Genomic DNA, 22,115 nt, shown 5'->3' on the forward strand with positions numbered 1-22,115 from the left:
ATCCTGAATTATTTGACGTTGTTGGGAGGGGCGACGTGTTGCGTTCGACGCCCAAAGGCTCGCTGATCATCTGTCAGGTCAGTGTTGGCGTCTTAACGCAACCTACACTCACATGACCCTCCGCGCTGCCGACCCGCGCGGACCTCGCGTTAAGTGTAGGTTGGGTTAGGCGCGCTGTCTGATCCCAAAGCACAGCGATAGGACCGAACGCGCCGTAACCCAACACGTCAGGTTTGTCCCGACGCGGGAGGGATCTTTTCCCACAACCAACGCCAAATAATCCAGAACCGCGCCCGGATAAGCACGGCGCCGAACGCGGCGTAAGGCAACACGAGGTTTAGGGTTCGTTTTAACCAGACAGCCCCTAAGAGTCCACCATGAACATCAAGCTCGATATTGACATGAGTCCCGAGGAGCTGCGCCGGCTGTTGGGCCTACCGGATGTAGAGCCGATTCAGCGCGAGATGCTGGATAAGCTGCGCAAACGCATGGTCGAGGGGGTCGATGAGTACGATCCCCTCAAGCTCTTGCAGCCCTATCTTACCGGCACCCTGGCGTCCTGGGATTTGGTGCAGAAGATGATTTCCGTCGCCGGCAAGAGTACAGGGACCACGGAGGCTAGCGGCGCTAGGAATGAGAAGTAGCGACGGCAGCTGGCTGGCTCACTGGTACTGATGACCAGGAGGGCAAGGGGTCTGCCGGGTCGTCATTGGGTGGTGGTAGAGCCCGACCGTCGAGCCGGGGTCGGCCGGCTGCATCCAACCGTAAGGGTTGTGATAGGAGTTGGCGGCCGAACCATAGTCTGTCGTCTTCGTCTACCTGTAACCAGCCTTCGGCGAACCAACGCACCGTCTGGGGATAGATGCGGTGTTCTTGGCTCAGCACCCGCGCGGCGAGCTTTTCCGGATCGTCTCCCGGCTCCACGGGCACCCTGGCCTGTAACACCACCGGACCGCCGTCCAGCGCTTCGGTGACGAAGTGCACGCTGGCCCCATGGACGGTCTCGCCGGCTTCCAGGGCGCGTTGGTGGGTGTGGAGGCCCCGGAATTTGGGGAGCAGGGAGGGGTGGATGTTGAGCATACGCCCTCGAAAGCGGTCTACGAACTCCCGGGTAAGGATGCGCATGAAACCCGCCAGGACGATCAGACCCGGCTCGAATTTATCGATCAAAGCGCCCAGGGCGTCGTCGTAGTCTTTCCGGCTCGGATAGTCCCGGTGGTTCAGGACCCGCGTCTCGATGCCGGCCCGGTGGGCGCGCTCCAGGCCGAAGGCATCCGGCTCATTGCTGATCACGGCACGGATCTGGATGGGCAAGTCCGCCTGGGTTCCGTCGATGAGGGCCTGCAGATTGCTGCCGCTGCCGGAGATGAGTACCACTACCTGTATTGGTATATTTTTCATGTTCGAATATTCCTTTGCGACACCTAACCTCTCGCACCCGATCGCTGTGTTACGGCTTCTCGCAATAGAGTGAGCAATTGCTCGTCGCGATGAAAACACAAGATCTTGTGGTTTGTAGGCTACCAGTACGCAATATTTTGTACCTGAATATCTGGATGATACAAGGCGAAGTAATACAACGCAAGGGTGAGCGCCGTCACTCGCTATCCCCTCCCGTGAAGACCACTTCCGGGGTCCCTTCCGCGGTCTCGATCCGACCGATGGGCCAAGCCTGCTCTCCGGCTCGGGTGAGCAGATCGCAGGCGCGTCGGGCGTCCGCAGCAGGGGTGCAGACGACCATACCTACCCCACAGTTGAAGGTGCGCAGCATCTCCGGTGTGGTTACGGCGCCCTGGGACTGTATCCAGTCGAACACCGCCGGGCGTTGCCAGGAATCCGGATCGATGCATGCCCGCACCCCCTGGGGCAGCATGCGGGGCAGGTTCTCGGGAAGACCGCCGCCGGTGATGTGGGCCATGCCGTGGACCGGTAGCTCCCTGATCAGGTTGAGCAGGGGTTTGACATAGATCCGGGTCGGGGCGAGCAGCAGCTCACCGAGAGTGGAAGCGCCCAGGGGCGCGGTGAGATCCGCCCCCGATATCTCGATGACCTTTCGGATCAGGGAGTAACCATTGGCGTGGGCCCCGGAGGAGGCCAGCCCGATCAAGACATCTCCCGGCCGCACCCGCTCGGGGGTCAGGAGTTGGTCTTTTTCCACGATGCCGACGCAGAACCCGGCCAGATCATAGTCTCCCTGGGCGTACATGCCCGGCATCTCCGCCGTCTCGCCGCCGCCCAGGGCACAGCCGGCGAGCTCGCACCCCCTGGCGATGCCTGCCACCACCGAGGTAGCAACCTCCAGATCCAGACGGCCGGTAGCATAGTAGTCGAGGAAGAACAGAGGCTCGGCCCCGGCGACCAGGATATCATTGGCGCACATGGCGACCAGGTCGATGCCCAGCGTGTCATGGCGGCCGAGCGCCAGGGCCAGCTTGAGCTTGGTCCCTACGCCGTCGGTCCCTGAGACCAGCACTGGTCGGCGGTAGCGGCCCGGAGGCAATTCAAACAGGGCCCCGAATCCCCCGAGGCCGGTGACGACCCCGGGCCGGAAGGTCGCGGCGGCCAGAGGCTTGATGCGCTCCACCAAGGCATTGCCCGCGTCGATATCGACCCCGGCGTCGCGGTAGCTGAGGGAGACTATATGGTTACCGTCGGGACCCGGTTGCACCCTCGTACCTCATTTCAGCACAGATAGTGGTAAATTTTTAATGGGCCATCGTCCCGCGCTCGTTCCCACGCTCCGGCGTGGGAACGCCGTCTTGTCCGCTCCAGCGGACTCTACCCCTCTGGGCCAACATGGGTTGGCTTGTGCCGGCTTACCTGGTCGCTTGTCGACGCTGGAGCGTCGGGATTTGCTGTCGATAGGTCATCAATTTTTAAGCGTGGAAAGAAGCTTAGTTCAGGATAAGGAGGAGGTCAAAACAATCCGGACGTCAGAGTAGCGATCCTGAATGATTTGGCGTTGTCCGGAGGGAAAAGATCCCTCCTGCGACGGGACAAGAAAGATCCCTCCTGCGTCGGGACAGGGTTTGACCTGTTGCGTTCGACGCACCAAGGCTCGTGCATCTGGGGTGGCGTCAGTGCCGGCGTCTTAACGCAACCTACACCCACATGCCCCCCCCCCCGCGCAGCCTGCCTGCGCGGACCTCGCGTTAAATGTAGGTTGGGTTAGGCGCGCTGTCCGATCCCGAAGTACAGCGACAAGGCCGAACGCGCCGTAACCCAACACGTCAGGTTTGTCCCGACGCAGGAGGGATCTTTTCCCACAACCAACGCCAAATAACCCAGGACCGTGCCCGGACAGGCACGGTTCAAACGCGGCGTAACGCAACACGACGCCTTCTCGGGCAGCACCCAACAATGCCGGACAGCGCTGATACCGAACGATGGCATTGCCGGACCGACAATAAGGGGACTTGCGGTTCCCAGGGAGGTATCCTTACCGCTGATTTGCGCCTATCGTGACCCGATTGGCCGACTACTCTCCAGGGAAATCTCTCCCATGCAAGCAGAGCTTCTCCTCCACCCCCAATGGATCGTCCCCGTCGACGCCGCCGCAAGCATCCTCACGGATCACAGCCTGGCGGTTAGCGGGGGACGCATCCGGGCCCTGCTGCCGACCGCGGAGGCCCGCGCCCACATCCGGGCCGCACAGGAGATCGAGCTTCCGGGCCATGTCCTGATCCCGGGGCTCATCAACGCCCACACCCACTCCCCCATGGTCCTGCTGCGGGGATTGGCAGACGACCTGCCGCTGATGACCTGGCTCAACCAGCATATCTGGCCGGCGGAGCAGCGGTGGGCGGAGCCTGAGTTCGTCCGTGCCGGGACCCGGCTCGCCGCCCTGGAGATGCTCAAGAGCGGCACCATCTGCTTCAACGATATGTACTTTTTTGCCGAGGTCACCGCCAAGGCCGCGGCCGACATCGGTATGCGGGCCGTCGCCGGCATGATCCTGGTGGACTTTCCCACCCGCTTCGCCGAGACACCGGAGGAGTACCTACGCAAGGGCCTGGCGCTCCACGACCGTTACCGCGACCATGCCCTGATCTGCACCGCCTTCGCCCCCCATGCCCCCTACTCGGTGTCCGACGGCCCCTTCGAGCGCATCCGTACCCTGTCCAACGAGTTGGACGTGCCAGTACACATCCATTTGCACGAGACCCACGACGAGGTCGTCCAATCCCTGCGCGACCACGGCGAGCGGCCCCTGGCCCGGCTGGAGCGCCTGGGCCTCTTGGGACCGAATCTGGTGGCGGTGCACATGACCCAACTCGAGGCCGCGGAGATCGCGGCCGTCGCCCACGCTAACGCCCATGTGGTCCACTGCCCGGAGTCGAATCTGAAGCTTGCCGCCGGCTTCTGTCCGGCGGCCCGGCTCCTTGCCGCAGGCGTGAATGTCGCCCTGGGGACCGACGGGGCGGCCAGCAACAACGACCTGGATATGATGGGCGAGCTCCGGACCGCGGCCCTGTTGGGCAAGGGCGTGGCCGATTCCCCGGCGGCGTTGCCCGCCTATACTGCCCTGCGGATGGCGACCTTGAACGGGGCCCGGGCCCTCGGCATCGACGCCGAGACCGGCTCCCTCGAGACCGGCAAATCCGCAGACATGGTAGCCCTCGACCTACGGGACCCGGATACCCAACCCGTCTACAATCCGGTCTCCCAGGTCGTCTACGCAGCCGGACGCGACCAAGTCCAACAGGTCTGGGTGGCCGGCCGGCACCTGATCCGCGACGGCGAGCCCACGACCCTGGACCCGGCGGCCATCCTGGACGAGGCGCGGGTATGGGGGGCACGGATTGCCGCATCACAGTGAATAAAAGTTGCTAGTGGGATCTGACTTATTTAATCCGCAGATTACGCAGATTTCCGCAGATGAAAAACGAACTAATCTGCGAAAATCTGCGGATAAAAAATGCCTTATTCCCACGCTCAATCCGACCCGGACTGCTCCACAGCCCGTAGGATGTAGTGAGCCACCGGGCGCGTCCCGCGCCCGGCGGCGAACCGCATCAATGGTTCGGTAGGCCTCACCGCATCCTACAGGCTCGATCCAACCCTGGCCGTTCCGCGGACGAATACCAAGTCCTTATCAAAATTGAGCATGGGGAAAACGACCCGGTAGCTTTAGTTTCTCAACGTCGACCAGCGCAGTATCGGATCGATCAGATAGGCGTAGACCGCAAAACCCAGGGCGGCGACGGCAAGCAGCTGTTGCATAGTTGCGGCCCCGGGGTAGCCGCCGTCCCATAGAAACAGCGAAACGGCCATCCCGGCGGCCAGGGTCACCAGCGCCAAATGGACGATGGGCTCCGATCCGAGCCTTTCACTCCGGGCCGCCAGGGATACCCCCAACCGGGCGGCCATTGCCCCACCCGCCAGTCCTACCGCCACATCCACCGGCCAATGCACGCCGACCGCTACCCGGCTGAGGCCGGCGGCAACGGCCAGCAGGATCAGGAATGCCCGCAGCCAGCGGGCGCGGACGGTGTAGACCCAGACGCCGAAGAAGGTCGCCGCCGTCACTGTGTGCCCGGAGGGAAAACTGTGCTCGCGCAGACCAGGGCCGATGAGGTTGAAGACCCCTGCCTCCAATACCGCCGGCGGTCGCAGGGTGGAAAACAGGGGTTTGAGGGAATGGGTAAAGGCGATGGCGAAGAGGGCGGCGCTGATGAGGGTCCAGAAGACGCGCGGGCAGCGGCGGGTGAAGAACAAGGTCAGGGCAAAGGCGACGCGTTCGTCGCCGAGCACCGTGAGCCACTGCCAAAGCGGTGCGGGAAGCTCGGCCGCCAGGGTGTTGAGCCGGGAAAAGCCGCCGTGATAGCCGCAGGCCAGGAACAGGATCAGGCCGACGAGCAGGCTGATCGTCGCCCACCGGACCAGCCATAGGCCACCCTCGGGAAGGATCGCCGGGGTGCGTCGAAAACCCGCCGCCAAGCCTTCACGCAGGTCGCGTCCGAGAAAGGGGAGCAGGCCCTCAGCCGCCATGCCGCCGCTCCCTTACAGGCTGCCTGGAAACTAATACCCTGATTTTATTGATTTTCAGTTGGGAAACTGTAAATTTCAGTCGTTTCATACCAGGCCATCGATTCGCTTTATGTGCCTTAAGCCCCTTATTCTTTGCCGCAAATGAACGCAAATAAACGCAAATTTAAGCAGTGATCTTCATTTGCGTTCATTCGCGTTCATTTGCGGCTGAATTTTTCGGCAGGCAGTTTAGACAGCCTCTTAACCTCGACCAAGGCGACCGCGCCGCGCCGAAAGACCACTTCCTGCTCCAAATCGGGATGCTGCGCGGTGAGCTTGCTCAACTTGTCTACCCGCAGGAATACCAGGTCCCCGGCGCTGGGGGGGCGATTGGGGGTGATCGCCCGCCGGTAGAGGCTGAAGCTGGGCATGTTGGTGCGGTAGGCCAGGGTGGGCAGATCCAGCGCTCGGGCCAGCAGGGCCGCCTCTTTCACCGGTCCCTGCAGGACCTCCATCACCCGGGGCACCAGCACCCCGGAGACGACGGCCATTTGGACCAGGCCCACGAGCACCAGCCCTTGCCAGGGCGGCAACCGCCGCCACAGGGCGATCGCCGAGACCAAGACTAAGCCCAGGGCGACCGCGATGCGATAGGGGGTGTCCAGCAGGGTCCTGCCCAGCTCGAACATGGCGAGCTGATGGGGCCCTTGGGTCCACCCGGCGGCCGCTTCCACCAGCTCCGGCAGCACCAGCAGCAGCAGGAAGAATAGCACCGGTGGTACGAATGCCAGCCAGCGGTTCGCGAGCAGCTTGCGGTGCCGGGCCATCAGGACGAACAGGGGGGTTGCGCCATAGAGCATATAGTGGGGGAGCTTGGTCCCGGAGAACGAGAAGAAGACAAAGACCGCGGCGAACCAGAGCCACAGGAAGCGGTCCAGGGGATCGGCCCAGGTCTGTCTGAGTGCCGGCAGCAACCGCAGGAACCAGCCGGTGAAGGGCAGCATGATCAGCGGCAATATCACCAGGTAGTAGCCGAAGAAGCCCTGGTGTCCGTGCATGGCGGCGCCGAAGCGGCCCAGGTTGTGGCCCAGGAAGAAGTTCTCGAAGAAGCCGGGACCGCTGTCTAAGTAGATGGCGATGTGCCAGGGTAGTACGACCGCCAGCAACAAGGCCCAACCCCAGGGGAAGCGGATCGCCTTCAGCCATTCCTTCAGGGAGCGTTCGCTGAGGAAGAACAGGAGGCTCACCAGGACCGGAAACAGGATCGCCACCGGCCCCTTGGTCAGGAAGCCGAGTCCGATCCAGAGGTAGATGCGCAGCAGGGTGCCGCGCTCAGGCTTGAGATACCAGCGGTAGATGTCGAAGAAGCTTAAGGCCAGGAACAGGTTCAGCACCGCGTCGGCGGTGGCCGCCTTGGCGATGATGGAGACCTCCAGGGTCAGGGCCATGACCAGGGCCGCTACCGTCGCCGTCGAAGGGTCCAGGCGCCGGCGCACGAAGAGCCACAGGACCAGGAGCCATCCGGTGGCCGCCAGGGCCGAGGGGAGACGCAGGGCGAGCTCACTTAAGCCCAGCAGCTTCACGGACGCCGCCTGCAGCCAGTAGATGAGCACCGGCTTGTCGAAGCGGGGCTCACCATCCATAGTGGGCGTGATGTAGTTGCCGCTAGCCAGCATCTCGCGCGTGGCCTCGGTGAAGGCCCCCTCATCCAGGTCATAGAGGGGCACGGACCCGAGCATCCAGTAGAAGCCGAGCAGCAGTACCGGCACCAGCAACCAGGTCGGGGTAGGGAGCTCCGCGGGGGACTCTGCGTCCCGGTTCATTCGGATCGCCTCCAGCCGGCCAGGTCCGGATCGCTCTGCCGGGCGATGGTGAAATCGGGTCGATCCCTGGACGCGAAGAAGGTCCGCGTCAGGAGCTCCGCCAACACACCGGTGGTGAGGAATTGGATCGAGGCTACCAGGAATAGAATACCCACGAATAACAGGGGGCGATTGCCGATGTCCTCCCCCAGGCCGAACTTGACGACCAGGAGGTACGACATGATCAGGGTCCCGATCAAGCCGAGGCCCATGCCGATGGCGCCGAAAAAGTGTCCGGGGCGGGCCCCGTAGCGCAGGAAAAAGGAGGCCGCCAGCAGGTCCGGCAGCACCCGGAAGGTACGCGAGATCCCGTACTTGGATACCCCGAAACGACGCGCCTCATGATGCACCACGGTCTCGCCGATCCGCCGGGGGTCGGTCACGCCCGCTACCCACACCGGGATGAAGCGATGCATCTCCCCGAACAGGCGCACCGGCTTGATGACCTCTGCGCGGTAGAGCTTCAGGCTGCAACCGTAATCGTGCAGGGCGACGCCCGTGACCTTGGCGATGAGCCAGTTGGCGATGCGCGAGGGGAGCTTGCGCAGCAGCCACCCGTCCCGACGTTCGAGACGCCAACCTTGGAGCAGGTCCAGATCCCGTTCCATAAGCTCCCGCGCCATGCGTGGGATGTCCGCCGGGTCGTTCTGCAGGTCCCCATCCAAGGTCGCGATCAGCCCACCCCGGGCTGCGTCGAGCCCCGCCTGCATGGCCGCCGTCTGCCCGAAGTTGCGTCGCAGCTCGATGATCCGCACATGGTTCCCATAGTTTGCCGCCTGCTCCCGCAGGCGCTCGCCCGTCCCGTCCCGACTCCCGTCGTCCACACAGATCAGCTCCCAGGGACCGGGATACTCCCGCAGGCCCGCGTGGACCCGCGACAGAATGGGGGCAACATTGTCCGCCTCCTCGTACATGGGGACGACGAGGGAAAGGCTGATGGAAGCAGCGGGTGTGCTTTGCATGTCATCTGTAAGAAGCGCTGTCGGCTATGGAACCGTGGCCTGAGGGGTCGGGGATGTTTGCCGGTATGGAACCGAGCATATTACAGGGTATGCTTGCGGGAAAGACCAAGCCGGGACCGGAAACTGCTTGCCGGCCGGCAGGAGCAGCCAGACAGGCTCGCCAAGGTCATGTTTTCAAAGGGTTTATACGCGTTTGCCCGATCTCGATCACCCGAACTCCTTATATCTCAAGGGTGCGATGTTGTAGAATCCAATCACCTTGGAGAATTGTCTTCCCGGCGCTTCTTCAAGAAGCGGAGTAAAAAAGCTGGGTGGAGTTCCGCGTGGAGAAAGATTCAGGAGTCGAGCTGCCGTCATCTGAGGCTCCGGAATTCGAGTTGCCTATGAAGACGGCGGCGCGCCAAGCAGCCCCGCGCAATCCCCGCCGTTCGACGGCCTATACCCTCCTGGGCAGGCTGATGCGGGGCGTCTTAGTTGCGATGTGGCGCGCCCTCGTTGCAGTGGTGGCCGGCGTCCTGAATCTGACGCTGGCGGGGGGCCTGGTCCTCGCCGCTTTTGTTGCCGTTACCCAGGCCGATCTTCCCACCCCCGAGATGCTCAAGGAAATGCACCTGCAGGAGCCCCTGCGGGTGTACGCCGCCGATGGTGGTCTGATGGCGGAGTATGGTATCGAGCGGCGCCGTCCGGTGCCCTTCAACGCCATACCACCCTTGATGGTGAAGGCGTTCCTGGCCACCGAGGATGCCCGGTTCTTCGAGCACCAGGGCGTCGATCTCAAGAGCATTGCACGGGCGGCGATGAGTTTCGCCCGAACCGGCGAGCGCACCCAGGGCGGCAGTACCATCACCATGCAGGTCGCGCGTAACTTCTTCCTGTCCAGAGAGAAGACCTTCCAGCGCAAGCTCGCTGAACTCTTGTTGTCGATACGCATCGAGCGCTCGTTCACGAAGGAGGAGATTCTCGAGCTCTATCTCAACAAGATCTTCTTCGGCCATCGGGCTTACGGCGTCTCGGCCGCGGCGGCCCTTTACTATGGTAAGCAACTCGATGAGCTGAACCTTGCCGAGATGGCCATGTTGGCCGGCCTCCCGAAGGCCCCGTCCGTCAATAACCCGATTTCCAATCCCCAGCGCGCCCGGGAACGCCGTAACTATATTCTGCGGCGGATGCGCGATCTCGATTATATTACCCACACGGAGTTTCAGGCCGCTGCCGAGCGCGTTGACCAGGCCCGTCTGCACCGCAAGGGGGTGGATCTGGAGGCCGGCTATGCCGCCGAGATGGTGCGCCGGCACCTGGTCACGCGGTTCGGAGAGGCTGCCTACCAACAAGGCTATCGGGTGACCACGACCATCGAACCCCGGTTGCAGCGTGCCGCCCAGGATGCGGTGCGCAAGGCCCTACGGGCCTATGATCGGCGTCACGGCTATCACGGCGCCGAGGCCAAGTACGAGGTCGCGGGCGCCGATGACGAGCAGCTCGACCTGCTCTTGGAGGCGGTGACTCGCTTGCCGGACCTCACCGCCGGCATCGTGGTTGGGGCCAGTGCCAAAGCAGCCCAGGTCTACGTCGGAGGCGGGAAACGCATCACCTTGAGGCTGGGGCAAGTCAAGTGGGCGCGTCCGTTCAGGAATGAGAATTGGCGGGGGCGGGCGCCGCGCAGGGTGACGGACGCGGTGGCCGTGGGTGACCTGATCCGGCTCAGGCGGAACCGGCAGGGCACCTGGGGACTGTCGCAGGCACCTAGCGTCAGCGGGGCCCTGGTAGCCTTGTCGCCGCTGGACGGAGCGATTCAAGCCGTGGTGGGGGGATACTACTTCAATGACAGCGAGTTCAACCGAGCGGTCGACGCCCGCCGTCAGCCGGGTTCCAGCTTCAAGCCCTTCGTCTATGCGGCCGCTCTGAACCAGGGCTATACCCCGGCCAGCCTGGTCCGGGACGAGCCCATTGTCGTCAGGTACGGTCGGCGGCGGGCGTGGCGACCGCGGAACGCCGATCATAAGATCCTGGGACGGATCCGCATGCGCGTCGCGCTGACCCAGTCCCGAAACCTGGCGTCCGTCCATCTCCTCAAGCGGGTAGGGGTGGAGGAAGCCAGAAATTACATCCGACGTTTCGGGTTTACCCTTGAGGAGCTGCCCCGGGGTCTCTCGCTGGCCTTGGGTACCGCCGAAGTATCCCCACTCCAGATGGCAGGGGCCTACGCCCTGTTCGCCAACGGCGGTTTCCAAGTGAAACCCTATTTCATCAGCCGGATCGAGAATGGCGACGGTGAGGTGGTCTTCGCGGCCGATCCGCCGCGTGCCTGCTTGGACTGCTGGGCCCGCTACCGGGGGTCGTCCGCCAAGACTGCGGCCCTGGGACGGACCGACGGACCCCCCAATAGTCCCCTGGCCGAGCGGGTACTGGCCCCGGGTCTGGTGTACGAGATGACATCCATGATGCAGGATGTCATCAAGCGTGGGACCGGGCGCAAGGCCCTGCGGCTCAAACGTAAGGACCTGGCCGGCAAGACCGGGACGACCAACGAAGTGCGCGATTCCTGGTTCTGCGGCTTTCAGAAGGACGTGGTTACCGTGGCCTGGATGGGCTACGACAGGTTCCGCCCGTTGGGAAAGCGGGAGACCGGCGGTCAGGCGGGCCTCGGCATGTGGGTGGATTTCATGCGCAAGGCCCTCAAAGGCAAGCCCCAAGCGATTCTGAAGCCGCCCCGGGGGATGGTCAAAGTGCGCGTCTCCAAGGCCAGCGGACGACGTGTCAGCTCAGGTGGGGTGGGGGAATGGGTCCGGGCCGAGTATGCGCATGCCCTGCAGGGACCCAAGCCCGTAGCCTACACCGGTGGTGGGAAAGCGAGCGGGAAAGCCGGCCAGAAAACCCGTGGCAAGAAAGGGCGACGCGCGTCTTCCGCCAAGGCGAAACAACGTGCGCCCCGGGTTATCGACGATCTGTTCTAAGCGCAGCTTGAAAAATTCCTGCCGTTTTACGTTTTCAGACCCGTAGACACTAAGAGGCTGTCTAAAAACTAACCTATTGATTTTCTACTGGCATTGATTTCCGGCTGGCTCCCCAGGCTCCAGCGTGGGAGCAGACCTGGTCCCGACGGAGGAGGGATCTGACGCTCCAGCGTCGATTAAGCGCCTCGGTAGGCTAACCGCCAATGCCTATCCGCACAGAAGAGCTGCGTCCGCGGGAGCGGACAAGCTGCCGTTCCCACGCTGGAGCGTGGGAACGAGCGTGAAATTTGCAAATTTTATGCTCTAAAATCAGTATCTTAATTTTTAGACAGCCTCTAAACCACAGAGGGATACAAGGATTTGGGAGAAGAGCAACGGAAATGGAGAAGAATCCTTCGTGGCTTTGTGGCTTGGTGTGAGAAAAACGAGCATGATGAAAAAGGTTCTTGCTTATCTCGTCATCGGTGCAATCCTGGTCCTTGCAGGATGCGCTTTCGGTGAGAAAGATTCCCAACCCAAGCCCTCGGTTCTGGAGAAGCTGCCGTTTGTCCACAAGATGACGGTACAGCAGGGAAACATCGTTACCGAAGAGATGATAGACCGTTTGGAGCTGGGTATGACGAAAAGCCAGGCCAGGTTCTTGCTCGGAACCCCCATGCTGACCGACCTGTTTCACACCGATCGTTGGGACTACACCTATACCATACGGCGTGGTCACGACAAGATGATGATGATGCGCCTTACCCTGCTGTTCGAGGCCGATCGCTTGGTGGAGGTACAAGGCGATCTGCGGCCGGACCCCAACCGTGCGGCCCAGCGCCAGCCCGCCGACCTGCTGGTCTCGGTGCCCGACTGGCAGGACGACCGCGGATTATTCACCAGGCTCCTGCTGGACCCGGAGTCGACGGAGTAGCGCCTAAAGGCGGGATGCGCTTCGCTTTCCCGCCCTACACGGGCTCGCCGCCCGAACCTTGAAGTCCTCGTCCTGTCGACCGCACGCCTTCTTATAATAGGTGCGGTGAGCGCGGTAGATCTTACAGAATGGCACCACGAGGAGGCGCGAACCGCATCAGCAGTCCCCGTAGGGCGGGACGGGCCATGGACGGCCGCATCCCGCCGGGATGCCTACGGACGGGGATCATAATGGTGCGGTGAGCGCGGCAGGTCTTACAGGATGGCATTCGAAGCAGCGCGAACCGCATCAATGGACGCCTGGCCCGCGGCAAACCGCATCTTTGGGCGGCAGGCAGGCCCGGTAAGGGTGCTGGACACGGGCCACTTATAGCGACCCACCTTCATCAAGCCCATAAGGCGAATACAGGATCTTCCACCTCACGCCATCGAATACCACAACCTTATCGTCCCCATTAACCACCAACAATTCGCCATCGGTACTCAAGGAATCCACCGCCAGCATAAGTATTCCTTCCCCCGCAGGCTCCACCGGCATCGAGACCAAATCGACTGCTTCTTCGTCAGCACCACCTGTGCGCAGGAGTTCTTGCACCCGTTCGTTGATCTTTGGTTCCGGGCCTTCATCCCCGCCGGAAGTCGGGACCAGTCCCGACAATCCGGGGGTGCGCCGGACCCGGCCCTCGTAATACTCGTACAGCCCTTGGTCCGTGCCCAGATAGAGCCGGTCCCGATACCAGGCCATGCAGACGATATCGGCACCCATGCCGGCGGTTTCGGGATCCCCGTCCGTACCGAAGCCTTCGGTATCCTCACCGATCACTTGCCACTTATCGCCCCGTCCCTCGATCAGCATCCCATCGTCCCCGCCCACATAGACCTTGCCGTTCCCGGCGCAGCAGATTGCCGCAAGATACTGGTTGGTGGGACAGTCGATCACCTCCCAACGCCGGCCGTCATAGTGACACAGATCACCTCGCCCGCCACAGGCGTAGATGTCGTCGGCGGCAAACCCATCGATATCCTTAAAACCAAACCTCAGATGCAGTCGATCCTCTTCGTCCCGGACCGCCAAGTCATTGCCGGAGAGACAAGTCCACTCGCCAGGTCCTTCGCGGCGAAAGACGGTCCGTAGGGTGCCCGCCATGTAGGCCTGTCCCGCGATCTCCCGCACCCGCATCACGGATACATTGGGGATGAGGGGGATCGGCTCTTCAAGCGCAAAACCGCTCCCGCGGTCCGTGTCGCCCGTCTGAGATATCACATTACCGTCGAAATCCACCACGACGACCGGGCCATTGGGTGGCGGCAAGACACACGACTTGGCCCGGTAAAAACTAAAATATTCCTTGTATCCCCACACCCGTTCCGTCTTGGGGTAATAAAACCCGGCCCGAAAGATCAGCTCGGCATCTTCGTCGTCTTGATCCGGGTTGTTCTCGAAGAAGATGTAGATGCAGTCTTTGCTGCGGATCGTGCAGTCGATAATCGAGAACCCCCGGAGGCGCTCACGCATTTCTTCATAGATACCAATTTTCATATGGCTTCTCCTATAAATGATTATATTTCTGCCCCCTCTTGAGGGACGTTTTGATAGACTTTATTGGATTTGGCACTCGCTGCCCGAACCTTGGAGTTCTCGTTGAAGCCCTTGCCCGGCCGGCCGCACACCTGCTTATAGTGGTTATCCAATTGGGCTGCAAGACAGGCCTTACTGCAATGTCCAAAGACTTTCTCGTGAGAATTTAGAGCAATTGTCTTCGCCTGCCGGTAGGTCATCTCTCCCTGGGCATCGGCTGCCCGCTTTATTTCCGGTTCGATGAAGTCATGAAACTTTTGGTGCGTCCCCCCTTTACTGTGGCTGGTACCCTCGACACAGACACAGGGGGCCTTGTCTTCATTGTAGCCGGGGCAATCCGCGGCGTCCTTGAACTGGGATTTTGGCATCAGGTGATGCGGCGTCTGGCCCGGACAACAGCCGCTGTCTTCGTCGCCCCGTTGCTTCGATTGGCGGCTCTTCTCGTAAGGGACCAACATACATTTGCGGGCCCGTAGACAGGGGACAGCGCGGGCAAGGGCCGCCTGCGCGTTGGCAAGCGATTTCGGTGTCAATCCTTGTTTCTTGATCTCTTCGATCTCCTTGGGCAGTTGCTTGAGGGTTTCGATGTCCTCTTTCATCTCATCGAGGATTCCCCACATATCCTTGATCTCGAGTCCGGCCGATACAACATCGTATGCCGTCCAGACCCAGCCCAAGGGTCCTAACCAGCCCTTTACGGCCGATTTTGCGATCAGTCTGCCGCCCTTTTCCAAGGCCCAGGTCTCGACCTTCTCGACCAGGATGTCCTTGGCCTTTCGGAGCGCGTCTTCCAACTGTTTTCCGACGTCCAGGATCTCGTTCAGCTTCCGTTCGATCGCGGCCGGGTCCAGGTTATCCAGCGGCTTGAACTCCAGGCCCTTGCAGGCGCTGTCCTTCCAGGTCGCGGGCTTTTTATCCACATCCCCCTGTCTCTTTCGCTTTCCCGTTGCCTGGTCTGCTTCTTCCTTGGGTTTGCATTTGGCCTCGACCTTTCTTTTATCGCGTTCGCATTGACCCGCCTCGACCCCGGTATCGATATATCTCCACACCCCGGTATTTCCCGGCACCGATCCATGGTTATGGGTGGTCAGATCCAAATGCCGAACAACATTCTTGCCCTCGATCTTCACATTCATCGACCAGGAATTGAAATAGACCTTGCCTCGATTGACACCGGTCACCACACCCTTCTTCGCCGCGGATCCCGCCTCATTCCCGGTCGATGTCTTGAAGTACGATTGATCTCTGAGCATCACCGGTTTGCCGGAGATCTTGACCGTCTTGCTCCCCTTGGTCGTGTCCTTGGCATAGCCGGTATTCGGATAAGGCACCGGCACCCCGGCCGGCGTCGCCGGGGTCTCCGGCGGCGTCATGCAGACATCGGGAAAGGCGCAGGTGGATTTCCCCTCTGCCGCTTTGCATGCAATCTCTCGCCCATTGGCAAAGACGTTGTTCGCCATTAGTCTTTTTCTCCGTTGATGGTCTATCTCGTGCCGTACCCAACATCTATACTTCCACACGGAACAATCTGCGCATTTCACTCCCTCTCCCTCCGGGAGAGGGCGGGGGTGAGGGGGAAATTCAAAAGCTCGGACCCAAATACGGCGTGGTCAGGCCTGTGCTTTGCCGTCGTTCCGCTTGCGTATGGCCTTCCCTTGCGCCGCGCGCTGCTTGCGTACCACTTTGGGGTCCGCGATAAGCGGCCGGTAAATCTCCACCCGATCACCAGGCGCTAAGACTTGGTCGAGCTTTGCGAGCTTGCCGAACACCCCCACCCGGTTGACTCTGAGGTCGATCTCGGGGAAGCGTCGCAGGATTCCGGACTGCTCGATGGCCCCTTTTGCCGTGAGCCCCTCGCTCGCCGTTACCGAGAGGATCGTCTGCGCGTCCGGCCGGGCATAGGCGATCTCGACCCGGTTCCGATCCTCAGTCACGGTAGACCTCCTCGGCCCGCTTGCAGAAGGCGTCTACCAGCGTGTTGGCGATCTGATTGAACACCCGGCCGAAGGCCTTGTCGATGAGCTTGCCGGAGAACTCGAAGTCGAGCTCGAGCTCCACCTTGCAGGCGTCCCGGCGCAGGGGTCGAAAGGTCCAGGCGCCCTGGAGCTTGCGGAAGGGGCCATCCACCAGCATCAGCTCCATCCGCTCCCCGGGAACGAATCGATTGCAGGTGGTGAAGGTCTGGTGGATGCCTGCCCGGGCCACCTCCATGCGACCGCAAATCCGGTTGTCCTCACGGGACAGAATCTCGGCGGCCGCACACCAGGGCAGAAACTTCGGATAGTCCTCCATCTGCGCCACCAGATCGAACATCCGGGAGGCGGAGAAGGTAACCAAGGCACTCTTGGTGATGACCGGCATCTGCAAAGTCGCCTACAGGAGTCCAACGGCGTTGAAAAACACAAGCACGACCGCGAGGGGAGCGATATACCGGATCAGTACCCGCCACAGACGATAGGCCGGGCCCTGACCCAGGGCGAGCTCGTCCTGGGTCGATGCGCGCGCCATGAACCAGCCCGCGAACAGGGCCATTGCCAGTCCGCCTAAGGGCAGCATGAAGTTGGCGGTAAGGATATCGACCAGGTCGAAGACGCCATTTGTCTTCGCCTCCCCGGCGAAATCGAAACTGAAGGCCCAGTCGTTGAACGACAGGACGGTCATAATCCCCAGGAGCCAGGCGACGATACCCACGTAGACCGAAGCGCGTACCCTTGCGAATCCCTGATTCTCCACTAACCAGGCAACCGCCGGCTCGATGAGCGAAATGGCGGAGGTCCAGGCCGCGAATACCAGCAGGACGAAGAACAGGGTACCGAACAGCAGACCGCCGGGCATATTGCCGAATGCGATCGGTAGGGTCAGAAAGACCAGGCCCGGCCCGGCCCCCGGCTCCAGACCGTTGGCGAAGACGATGGGGAAGATAGCCATTCCCGCCAACAAGGCGACCAGGGTGTCCATCAGGGCGATGATGATGGTTGAACGGGTGATCGAGGCACTCGCGGGCAGGTAAGAGCCGTACATCATGATGGCCCCCATACCCAGGCTCAGGGTGAAGAAGGCATGTCCCATCGCGGTGATGATCGCCCCTGCACTCAGGGCGCCGAAGTCGGGGACAAACAGGAACCTAAGCCCGTCCATGAAGTTGCCGCTGGTCAGCGCGTAGCCCACCAGGACCAACAGTAGCCCGAACAGGGCCGGCATCAGGACGCGCACCGCTTGTTCCAGACCGGAACGTACGCCGCGGGAGATGACGATGGTGGTCATCACCATGAAAATCGTATGCCAGGCCAGCAGCCGCTCCGGATCACCGGTCAGGGCACCGAACAGGTCTTTGGCGGTCTCACCGGTCAAGGACGTAAAGCTCCCTCCCAGGGCGCGAAACGCGTAAGCGATGGCCCAGCCGGCGATGACGCTGTAATAAGAGATGATAAGAAAGCCGGCGATCACCCCTCCCCAACCGATCAGCTGCCAGAAGCCATGCCGATCCTCCGCGTGAGCTAGGGTGCGCATGGTGTTGATCGGGCTCTGGCGACCACGCCGCCCGAGCATGATCTCCGCCATCATGATCGGGATGCCGATCATCGATACGCACAGGATATAGACCAGCACAAAGGCGCCGCCCCCGTTCTCGCCCGTGATGTAAGGAAACTTCCAGACGTTGCCTAACCCGACCGCCGAGCCTGTTGCCGCCAGGATAAACGCCAGCCGGGTCGTCCACATACCGTGGATCGAGGTCGTTGCCACCATCGATGATTCCTCATATGCCGTCCGAACGGGGCCCAACGCCTGCTCGCACAATAGGGGCTTATTTTCCGGCAAATCGGCGGCACTGCTCAAGTCGGGCAGGTTTGCCCCGGGGCGAGCGCGTATAATTTCCGGCTTCCGGTCGTCGGCTACCAGCCGCTGGAAGCTGGTGACTGGTAGCCGGCGACTGATGGATCGCAAAGGATGCAAAGATTTTCTGGTAAGCTAACTGATTGATATCTAATCCATCCATTGAGGCGCAGCACTTCCATGTGGCAATGGGTCTTACGAAAAGCCAGGCTCGGGAAATCGAGCAGGTTTTTCCGCGAACGGGTACGGATCGTGATCGCAACCAAGAACAGTGCCGGGTGGTTCGGAGAGATTCTCCATGCTTACCGAAAGCTGGCGATCCAACCCTTGGTTTTGCTCGATAATGCTTCCGAAGACGGAACCAAGGAATTGCTCGAACGCGAACAGATAGAATTCACTCGGGTTATTCCGGAATTTCCGAGGGTCGAGGCGATCGTTCGATTGATCCCGAAGCATACCGATGCCCAGTGGGTGTTGCGCCTGGACGACGATGAATTTCCATCCCATGCCTTGATCGATTGGATCCCGGATAGGCTCGACAGTCTGGATACCAACATCGTCGGCATCCCGCGCCGCTGGGTACGAATGGGGAAGAATGAACACTGCGAGTTTTCCAACCACCCATTGCTGAAGCAGGATCAGGACAAAATGGATATCCAATGGCGCTTGTTTCGGCCGGATCGGGTTGACTACATCACGGACATCCACTCCCCCGGGTTTCGGGCATCAGCCGGGCTGGTCGCCCCGGACGAAGCCTTTTTAGTGCACTTCGATTGGATCATTCGCTCCAGGCAGGCGCGGGCGAGAAAAGTGGCGGATTACGACCGGCAGAAGGGCGGTGCGGGATCGGATTTCCGCGATCTCTATTTATGGGAGGACTCCGATCTCGCCGCGCACGGATTTCAACCGATGGAGACGACGGAATTCGACCGGCTGGCGCGCTCGATCAGGATCGACTAGGATTCCTCGATGGACCCGCATCTTTACAGATGGGTCAGGTTTTGTGTGCACGGCACAAAAGATTCACGCCTCGTGGGCTTAAGGCGAAGCCTCGCTAGCCAATAGTACAGGATTGACAGGATTTTCAGGATGTACAGGATTTTTGGTTGTGAAGAGCGCTTGCTGGTTTGGTAAGCGTGTGATCGGGCGTAGGAAATTCAGGAAATACAAGAATCCTGTAAATCTTGTGTAATCCTGTAAATCCTGTCCGATTGGGGTTTCACGACGAAGCTTGAGTTGAGCAAAGGCTGAGAAATCAATGGCTAGGATTCCTTGATGGACCCGCATCTTTACAAATGAGTCATGATAATTCCTGCTGAAACAAGCCCTTGGCCTGGAATCGGGTCAGGTGGGTCAGGCCTTCTACCCAACTCTTTGGAGTGCGCCGGCAGCGCGCTGCCTCTGATTTGGAACCAAGCGGGGGGCGTTATTACCGTGCTGTTTGCCGAGATCGGCGGTGCGGCGTCCCCTCCGCAGCGCGGCGACGGCGCTTTGGTCTTTGGCCGCTCCCAATCCAAAGCGGCGTCGGATTGGTGCCGATCGGGAGACGGGCGCCATCAGCCCATCCCCGGAGATCACTTGAGGCCCAAGGGTATCTGGTTGCCGCCGCACTCCAAAGGGCGGTAAGCCGATACCGGCAGGATGCGTTCCGAACGGGGAGTAAACGACCGTAGCCGGCATTTCATCTCCGCTGTGTTCTCTGTGTCTCTGTGGTTCAAAAAATAGGCAACTCTCTGCTTTCTCTCGATTTATCATTCGGTGGTCCGGGGTCAAACGCCGCCTGCGATTGGACTTGCAGTAGAACAGAGTATCCTGCGTCTTTGCGGTTCAAAATCCCGACCCGCCAAAGCGATATTTTTGGGAAGATTTACCCGGATCTGCTTGCCCGGGAACTTTCCCCCGTGTACACTAATCCATTACTACACGCAGGGGGTGACCTGGCTTCGACGTGGGTTGCGAAACCTGTGGTGCATGCCGAGGTGCGGATTACCTCGTAAATCCAACCGCAAACTAATAGTTGCCAACGACGACAACTACGCTCTCGCCGCTTGACCGGCGAGCCTCTGACCGCTGTTTGCCTATGGGCGGTGGACTTAAGGGGTAACACCACATGGGATCGCGGTGATGGGGGTCCGGACCTGATCCGCTAAAACCGAATTCGGAATCGCCGACCGCATGCCCCGCCCACCGGGCGGCGGAAGGTCAAAAACAATAGGTCGGGCTAAGCATGTAGATCCATAGGCGGAGGATTTGCGGACGCGGGTTCGATTCCCGCCACCTCCACCAATCTGGTTTTTAAGAGATTGATTCACAAGGATGTTTTTATAGATTCCCTTGTTCGCCCCCCCATTTAGCCCCCCTTTGAAACCTCGCTTGCCCTCAATCCCTGCCATTATCCACTTCGACTGGCCTCCCGTCGTCCGGCAGGTAAATCACCACGCCAGGGGCCTCTTTTTCGCCGCCCGGGTCGGTCATCGCGGTCTTGGCCGGCGCATCAAGCCCTAACAGCTTGCAACGCCGCTCACTGATCTTCAACGCCGCAAGGATTGCCGGTACACAACCCTTTTCAATCTCCGGCGCTGGCATCTGGAGCAGGTAGTCATAGCGGTCAAACTCCAACTGCACCATTGCTGCGGCGCTCTCCCTGGTCCTGTTCCTCAAATCCTCCAGGGCACGCGCCACATACCGATAGGCGGTTTGTCGAGAAACCCCAGGTAGTGGTTAAGGTTTAAATGGAAACATCGCCACGAGCAGGGGGTTGGGCACGCCACAAGCTGCACCCCCTCTCCCCCCGGGAGAGAACCTGTCCCGACGGAGGAGGGAGCCGGGGAGAGGGGATCAAATGAAGCAATGGGGCATAATGAACCGCTCTCCGCTAACCATTTAAAAATTTACCACTACCAGTGCTTGTCCTTCCGTCGGCCTGGGTGTAACGACTCGCAAACAGCCCTGCCACAGACGACGCTTAGTTTTCTCTCTATGATTGACCGGTTCAACCAACAGATGACAATGAAAATCAGATACTTAGTTGAGCGTGATGAAGACCTTTATGTGGCAATGAGCCTTGAGTTCGGCCTAGCCGCGCAGGCAAACACATTAGCGGAAGCGAAAACTAAGCTGGAATCCCAAATTGCCGAATATATCGAAGACCTCAACGAGGAAAAAGACGACTTGAAAAAACAGTATCTATTAAACCGGAAAGGGCCGTGGCAATGCTTTCTCCTTTATTATGTTGTGTGTCTTTTAAATAAGCGCCGCGAAGGCCTCGAAGATCGTTAATACCCGCCGGGGCGACACAAGGTGGCGGTAAAGGTGATGGACATCTTCGGCAATGACACCATGACCATTGTGGAGGTCAGCGTATGAGCCGGAAGAGCCGCGAGATCGAGGTACTGGACACCGCCGTCAAGGTCGCCCGGATAGAAGAGGACGACTCCATTTCCCTGACGGACATCGCCCGCCACCGGGACGCGGAGCGGACCGACGACCTGATTCGGAATTGGATACGCAATCGCAACACGGTCGAGTTTCTGGGCATCTGGGAGCAGATCCACAACCCCGGTTTTAACCCCGTCGAATTCGACGGGTTTAGACGCCAGGCCAGGCTGAACAGCTTTACCCTGACACCGAAGCAGTGGATCGAGTGCACTGGCGCGGTCGGCATTGTGTCCAAGGCGGGGCGTTACGGTGGCCCCTTTTGACTGATGGACGGGTGATCGTAGTGGAAACCAAGGGACAGGAAGATCTGGATGTTTCCCTCAAGACGCAGCGCTTGCGTCTATGGTGCGAGGACGTGAACGCCATGCAGTCGGGTGTTGAACAGGAAAAGCGAATACTTTCACAGTCTCTCCAGCGTGGGAGCAAGCTTTGTCCCGGCGGAGGAGCACCGGAACCCGAGCCCCATACCCACGCCGGGCGCTTTTGTTCCCATAGGCACAATCAGTCCCCCTCCCGCCGAGGGAGTCGCAAAAATCATTTCGAACCACAGAGAATGCAGAGAACACAGAGAAAGGAATCGGCCAATGCTCTGCGTTTTCTGTGT

The 22,115-nt window shown here is 60.6% G+C and carries 18 protein-coding genes and 1 other RNA gene; 8 read left to right on the forward strand and 11 right to left on the reverse strand.

The genetic code is table 11. The features are described from left to right. Positions 1-377: 377 nt before the first annotated feature. Positions 378-644: a DUF6489 family protein gene (locus E1958_RS13340; protein WP_133512306.1), complete on the forward strand. Its 267-nt coding sequence runs from the start codon at positions 378-380 to the stop codon at positions 642-644. Here the strand turns inward: E1958_RS13340 and purN are convergent. Both purN and purM read right to left on the reverse strand, forming a co-directional pair. Next, the gene (gene purN / locus E1958_RS13345) at positions 628-1,401 is read right to left on the reverse strand and encodes a phosphoribosylglycinamide formyltransferase (RefSeq protein WP_133512307.1); all 774 of its coding nucleotides are present in this window, start codon (positions 1,399-1,401) and stop codon (positions 628-630) included. The genes E1958_RS13340 and purN overlap by 17 nt on opposite strands. Before the next feature lie 196 nt (positions 1,402-1,597). Then, a complete protein-coding gene (gene purM / locus E1958_RS13350; RefSeq protein WP_133512308.1) occupies positions 1,598-2,668 on the reverse strand; it encodes a phosphoribosylformylglycinamidine cyclo-ligase in 1,071 nt (356 codons plus the stop codon). Positions 2,669-3,502: 834 nt separating this feature from the next. On the opposite strand from purM, the gene E1958_RS13355 reads away from it, so the two are divergent. Then, complete coding sequence (locus E1958_RS13355; protein ID WP_133512309.1) at positions 3,503-4,819, forward strand: TRZ/ATZ family hydrolase; 1,317 nt, start codon at positions 3,503-3,505, stop codon at positions 4,817-4,819. Positions 4,820-5,130: 311 nt separating this feature from the next. Here E1958_RS13355 and E1958_RS13360 read toward each other — a convergent pair whose 3' ends face one another. From E1958_RS13360 to E1958_RS13370, 3 genes are all read right to left on the reverse strand, one after another. Further along, complete coding sequence (locus tag E1958_RS13360; RefSeq protein WP_133512310.1) at positions 5,131-5,991, reverse strand: phosphatase PAP2 family protein; 861 nt, start codon at positions 5,989-5,991, stop codon at positions 5,131-5,133. 197 nt (positions 5,992-6,188) lie between these two features. Further along, positions 6,189-7,793, reverse strand: a complete 1,605-nt coding sequence (locus tag E1958_RS13365; RefSeq protein WP_133512311.1) for an ArnT family glycosyltransferase — start codon at positions 7,791-7,793, stop codon at positions 6,189-6,191. Then, positions 7,790-8,794: a glycosyltransferase family 2 protein gene (locus E1958_RS13370; RefSeq protein ID WP_089725568.1), complete on the reverse strand. Its 1,005-nt coding sequence runs from the start codon at positions 8,792-8,794 to the stop codon at positions 7,790-7,792. The genes E1958_RS13365 and E1958_RS13370 overlap by 4 nt, the downstream gene beginning before the upstream one ends. A gap of 323 nt (positions 8,795-9,117) precedes the next feature. Between E1958_RS13370 and E1958_RS13375 the strand changes: the two genes are divergently transcribed. Then, entirely contained in the window at positions 9,118-11,748 is a 2,631-nt protein-coding gene (locus E1958_RS13375; RefSeq protein WP_243725272.1) for a penicillin-binding protein 1A, read from the forward strand. 430 nt (positions 11,749-12,178) lie between these two features. After that, positions 12,179-12,661 (forward strand): outer membrane protein assembly factor BamE, encoded by a 483-nt coding sequence (locus E1958_RS13380; protein WP_341534745.1) that lies wholly within the window; start codon positions 12,179-12,181, stop codon positions 12,659-12,661. A 366-nt stretch (positions 12,662-13,027) separates the two neighbouring features. Here the strand turns inward: E1958_RS13380 and E1958_RS13385 are convergent, their stop codons facing one another. The 5 genes from E1958_RS13385 to E1958_RS13405 form a co-directional block, all read right to left on the reverse strand. After that, positions 13,028-14,200 carry a hypothetical protein gene (locus E1958_RS13385; RefSeq protein ID WP_133512312.1) on the reverse strand — a complete coding sequence of 391 codons (1,173 nt, stop codon included), beginning with the start codon at positions 14,198-14,200 and terminating at the stop codon, positions 13,028-13,030. Positions 14,201-14,220: 20 nt separating this feature from the next. Further along, positions 14,221-15,699, reverse strand: a complete 1,479-nt coding sequence (locus E1958_RS21665) for a PAAR-like domain-containing protein (RefSeq protein WP_133512314.1) — start codon at positions 15,697-15,699, stop codon at positions 14,221-14,223. Between the two features lie 150 nt (positions 15,700-15,849). Beyond that, positions 15,850-16,173 carry an RnfH family protein gene (locus tag E1958_RS13395; protein ID WP_133512316.1) on the reverse strand — a complete coding sequence of 108 codons (324 nt, stop codon included), beginning with the start codon at positions 16,171-16,173 and terminating at the stop codon, positions 15,850-15,852. Next, the gene (locus E1958_RS13400; RefSeq protein WP_089726747.1) at positions 16,166-16,600 is read right to left on the reverse strand and encodes a type II toxin-antitoxin system RatA family toxin; all 435 of its coding nucleotides are present in this window, start codon (positions 16,598-16,600) and stop codon (positions 16,166-16,168) included. Before E1958_RS13400 ends, E1958_RS13395 begins: the two co-directional genes overlap by 8 nt. 12 nt (positions 16,601-16,612) lie before the next feature. After that, positions 16,613-17,986: a sodium-dependent transporter gene (locus E1958_RS13405; protein WP_133512327.1), complete on the reverse strand. Its 1,374-nt coding sequence runs from the start codon at positions 17,984-17,986 to the stop codon at positions 16,613-16,615. Positions 17,987-18,325: 339 nt separating this feature from the next. On the opposite strand from E1958_RS13405, the gene E1958_RS13410 reads away from it, so the two are divergent. Beyond that, complete coding sequence (locus E1958_RS13410; RefSeq protein WP_208108599.1) at positions 18,326-19,033, forward strand: glycosyltransferase family 2 protein; 708 nt, start codon at positions 18,326-18,328, stop codon at positions 19,031-19,033. Between the two features lie 968 nt (positions 19,034-20,001). Next, positions 20,002-20,359, forward strand: a transfer-messenger RNA (tmRNA) gene (ssrA, locus tag E1958_RS13415). Positions 20,360-20,452: 93 nt separating this feature from the next. Here ssrA and E1958_RS13420 read toward each other — a convergent pair. Then, positions 20,453-20,701 carry a hypothetical protein gene (locus tag E1958_RS13420; RefSeq protein ID WP_133512319.1) on the reverse strand — a complete coding sequence of 83 codons (249 nt, stop codon included), beginning with the start codon at positions 20,699-20,701 and terminating at the stop codon, positions 20,453-20,455. 222 nt (positions 20,702-20,923) lie between these two features. Between E1958_RS13420 and E1958_RS13425 the strand changes: the two genes are divergently transcribed. Both E1958_RS13425 and E1958_RS13435 read left to right on the forward strand, forming a co-directional pair. Then, positions 20,924-21,352: a type II toxin-antitoxin system HicB family antitoxin gene (locus tag E1958_RS13425; protein ID WP_133512320.1), complete on the forward strand. Its 429-nt coding sequence runs from the start codon at positions 20,924-20,926 to the stop codon at positions 21,350-21,352. An 83-nt stretch (positions 21,353-21,435) separates the two neighbouring features. Continuing rightward, the gene (locus E1958_RS13435) at positions 21,436-21,774 is read left to right on the forward strand and encodes a KilA-N domain-containing protein (protein WP_133512321.1); all 339 of its coding nucleotides are present in this window, start codon (positions 21,436-21,438) and stop codon (positions 21,772-21,774) included. Positions 21,775-22,115: the final 341 nt, after the last annotated feature.

The sequence above is a fragment of the Candidatus Thiosymbion oneisti genome (genome assembly GCF_004359955.1).
In the GTDB taxonomy this organism is placed as follows: domain Bacteria; phylum Pseudomonadota; class Gammaproteobacteria; order Chromatiales; family Chromatiaceae; genus Thiosymbion; species Thiosymbion oneisti.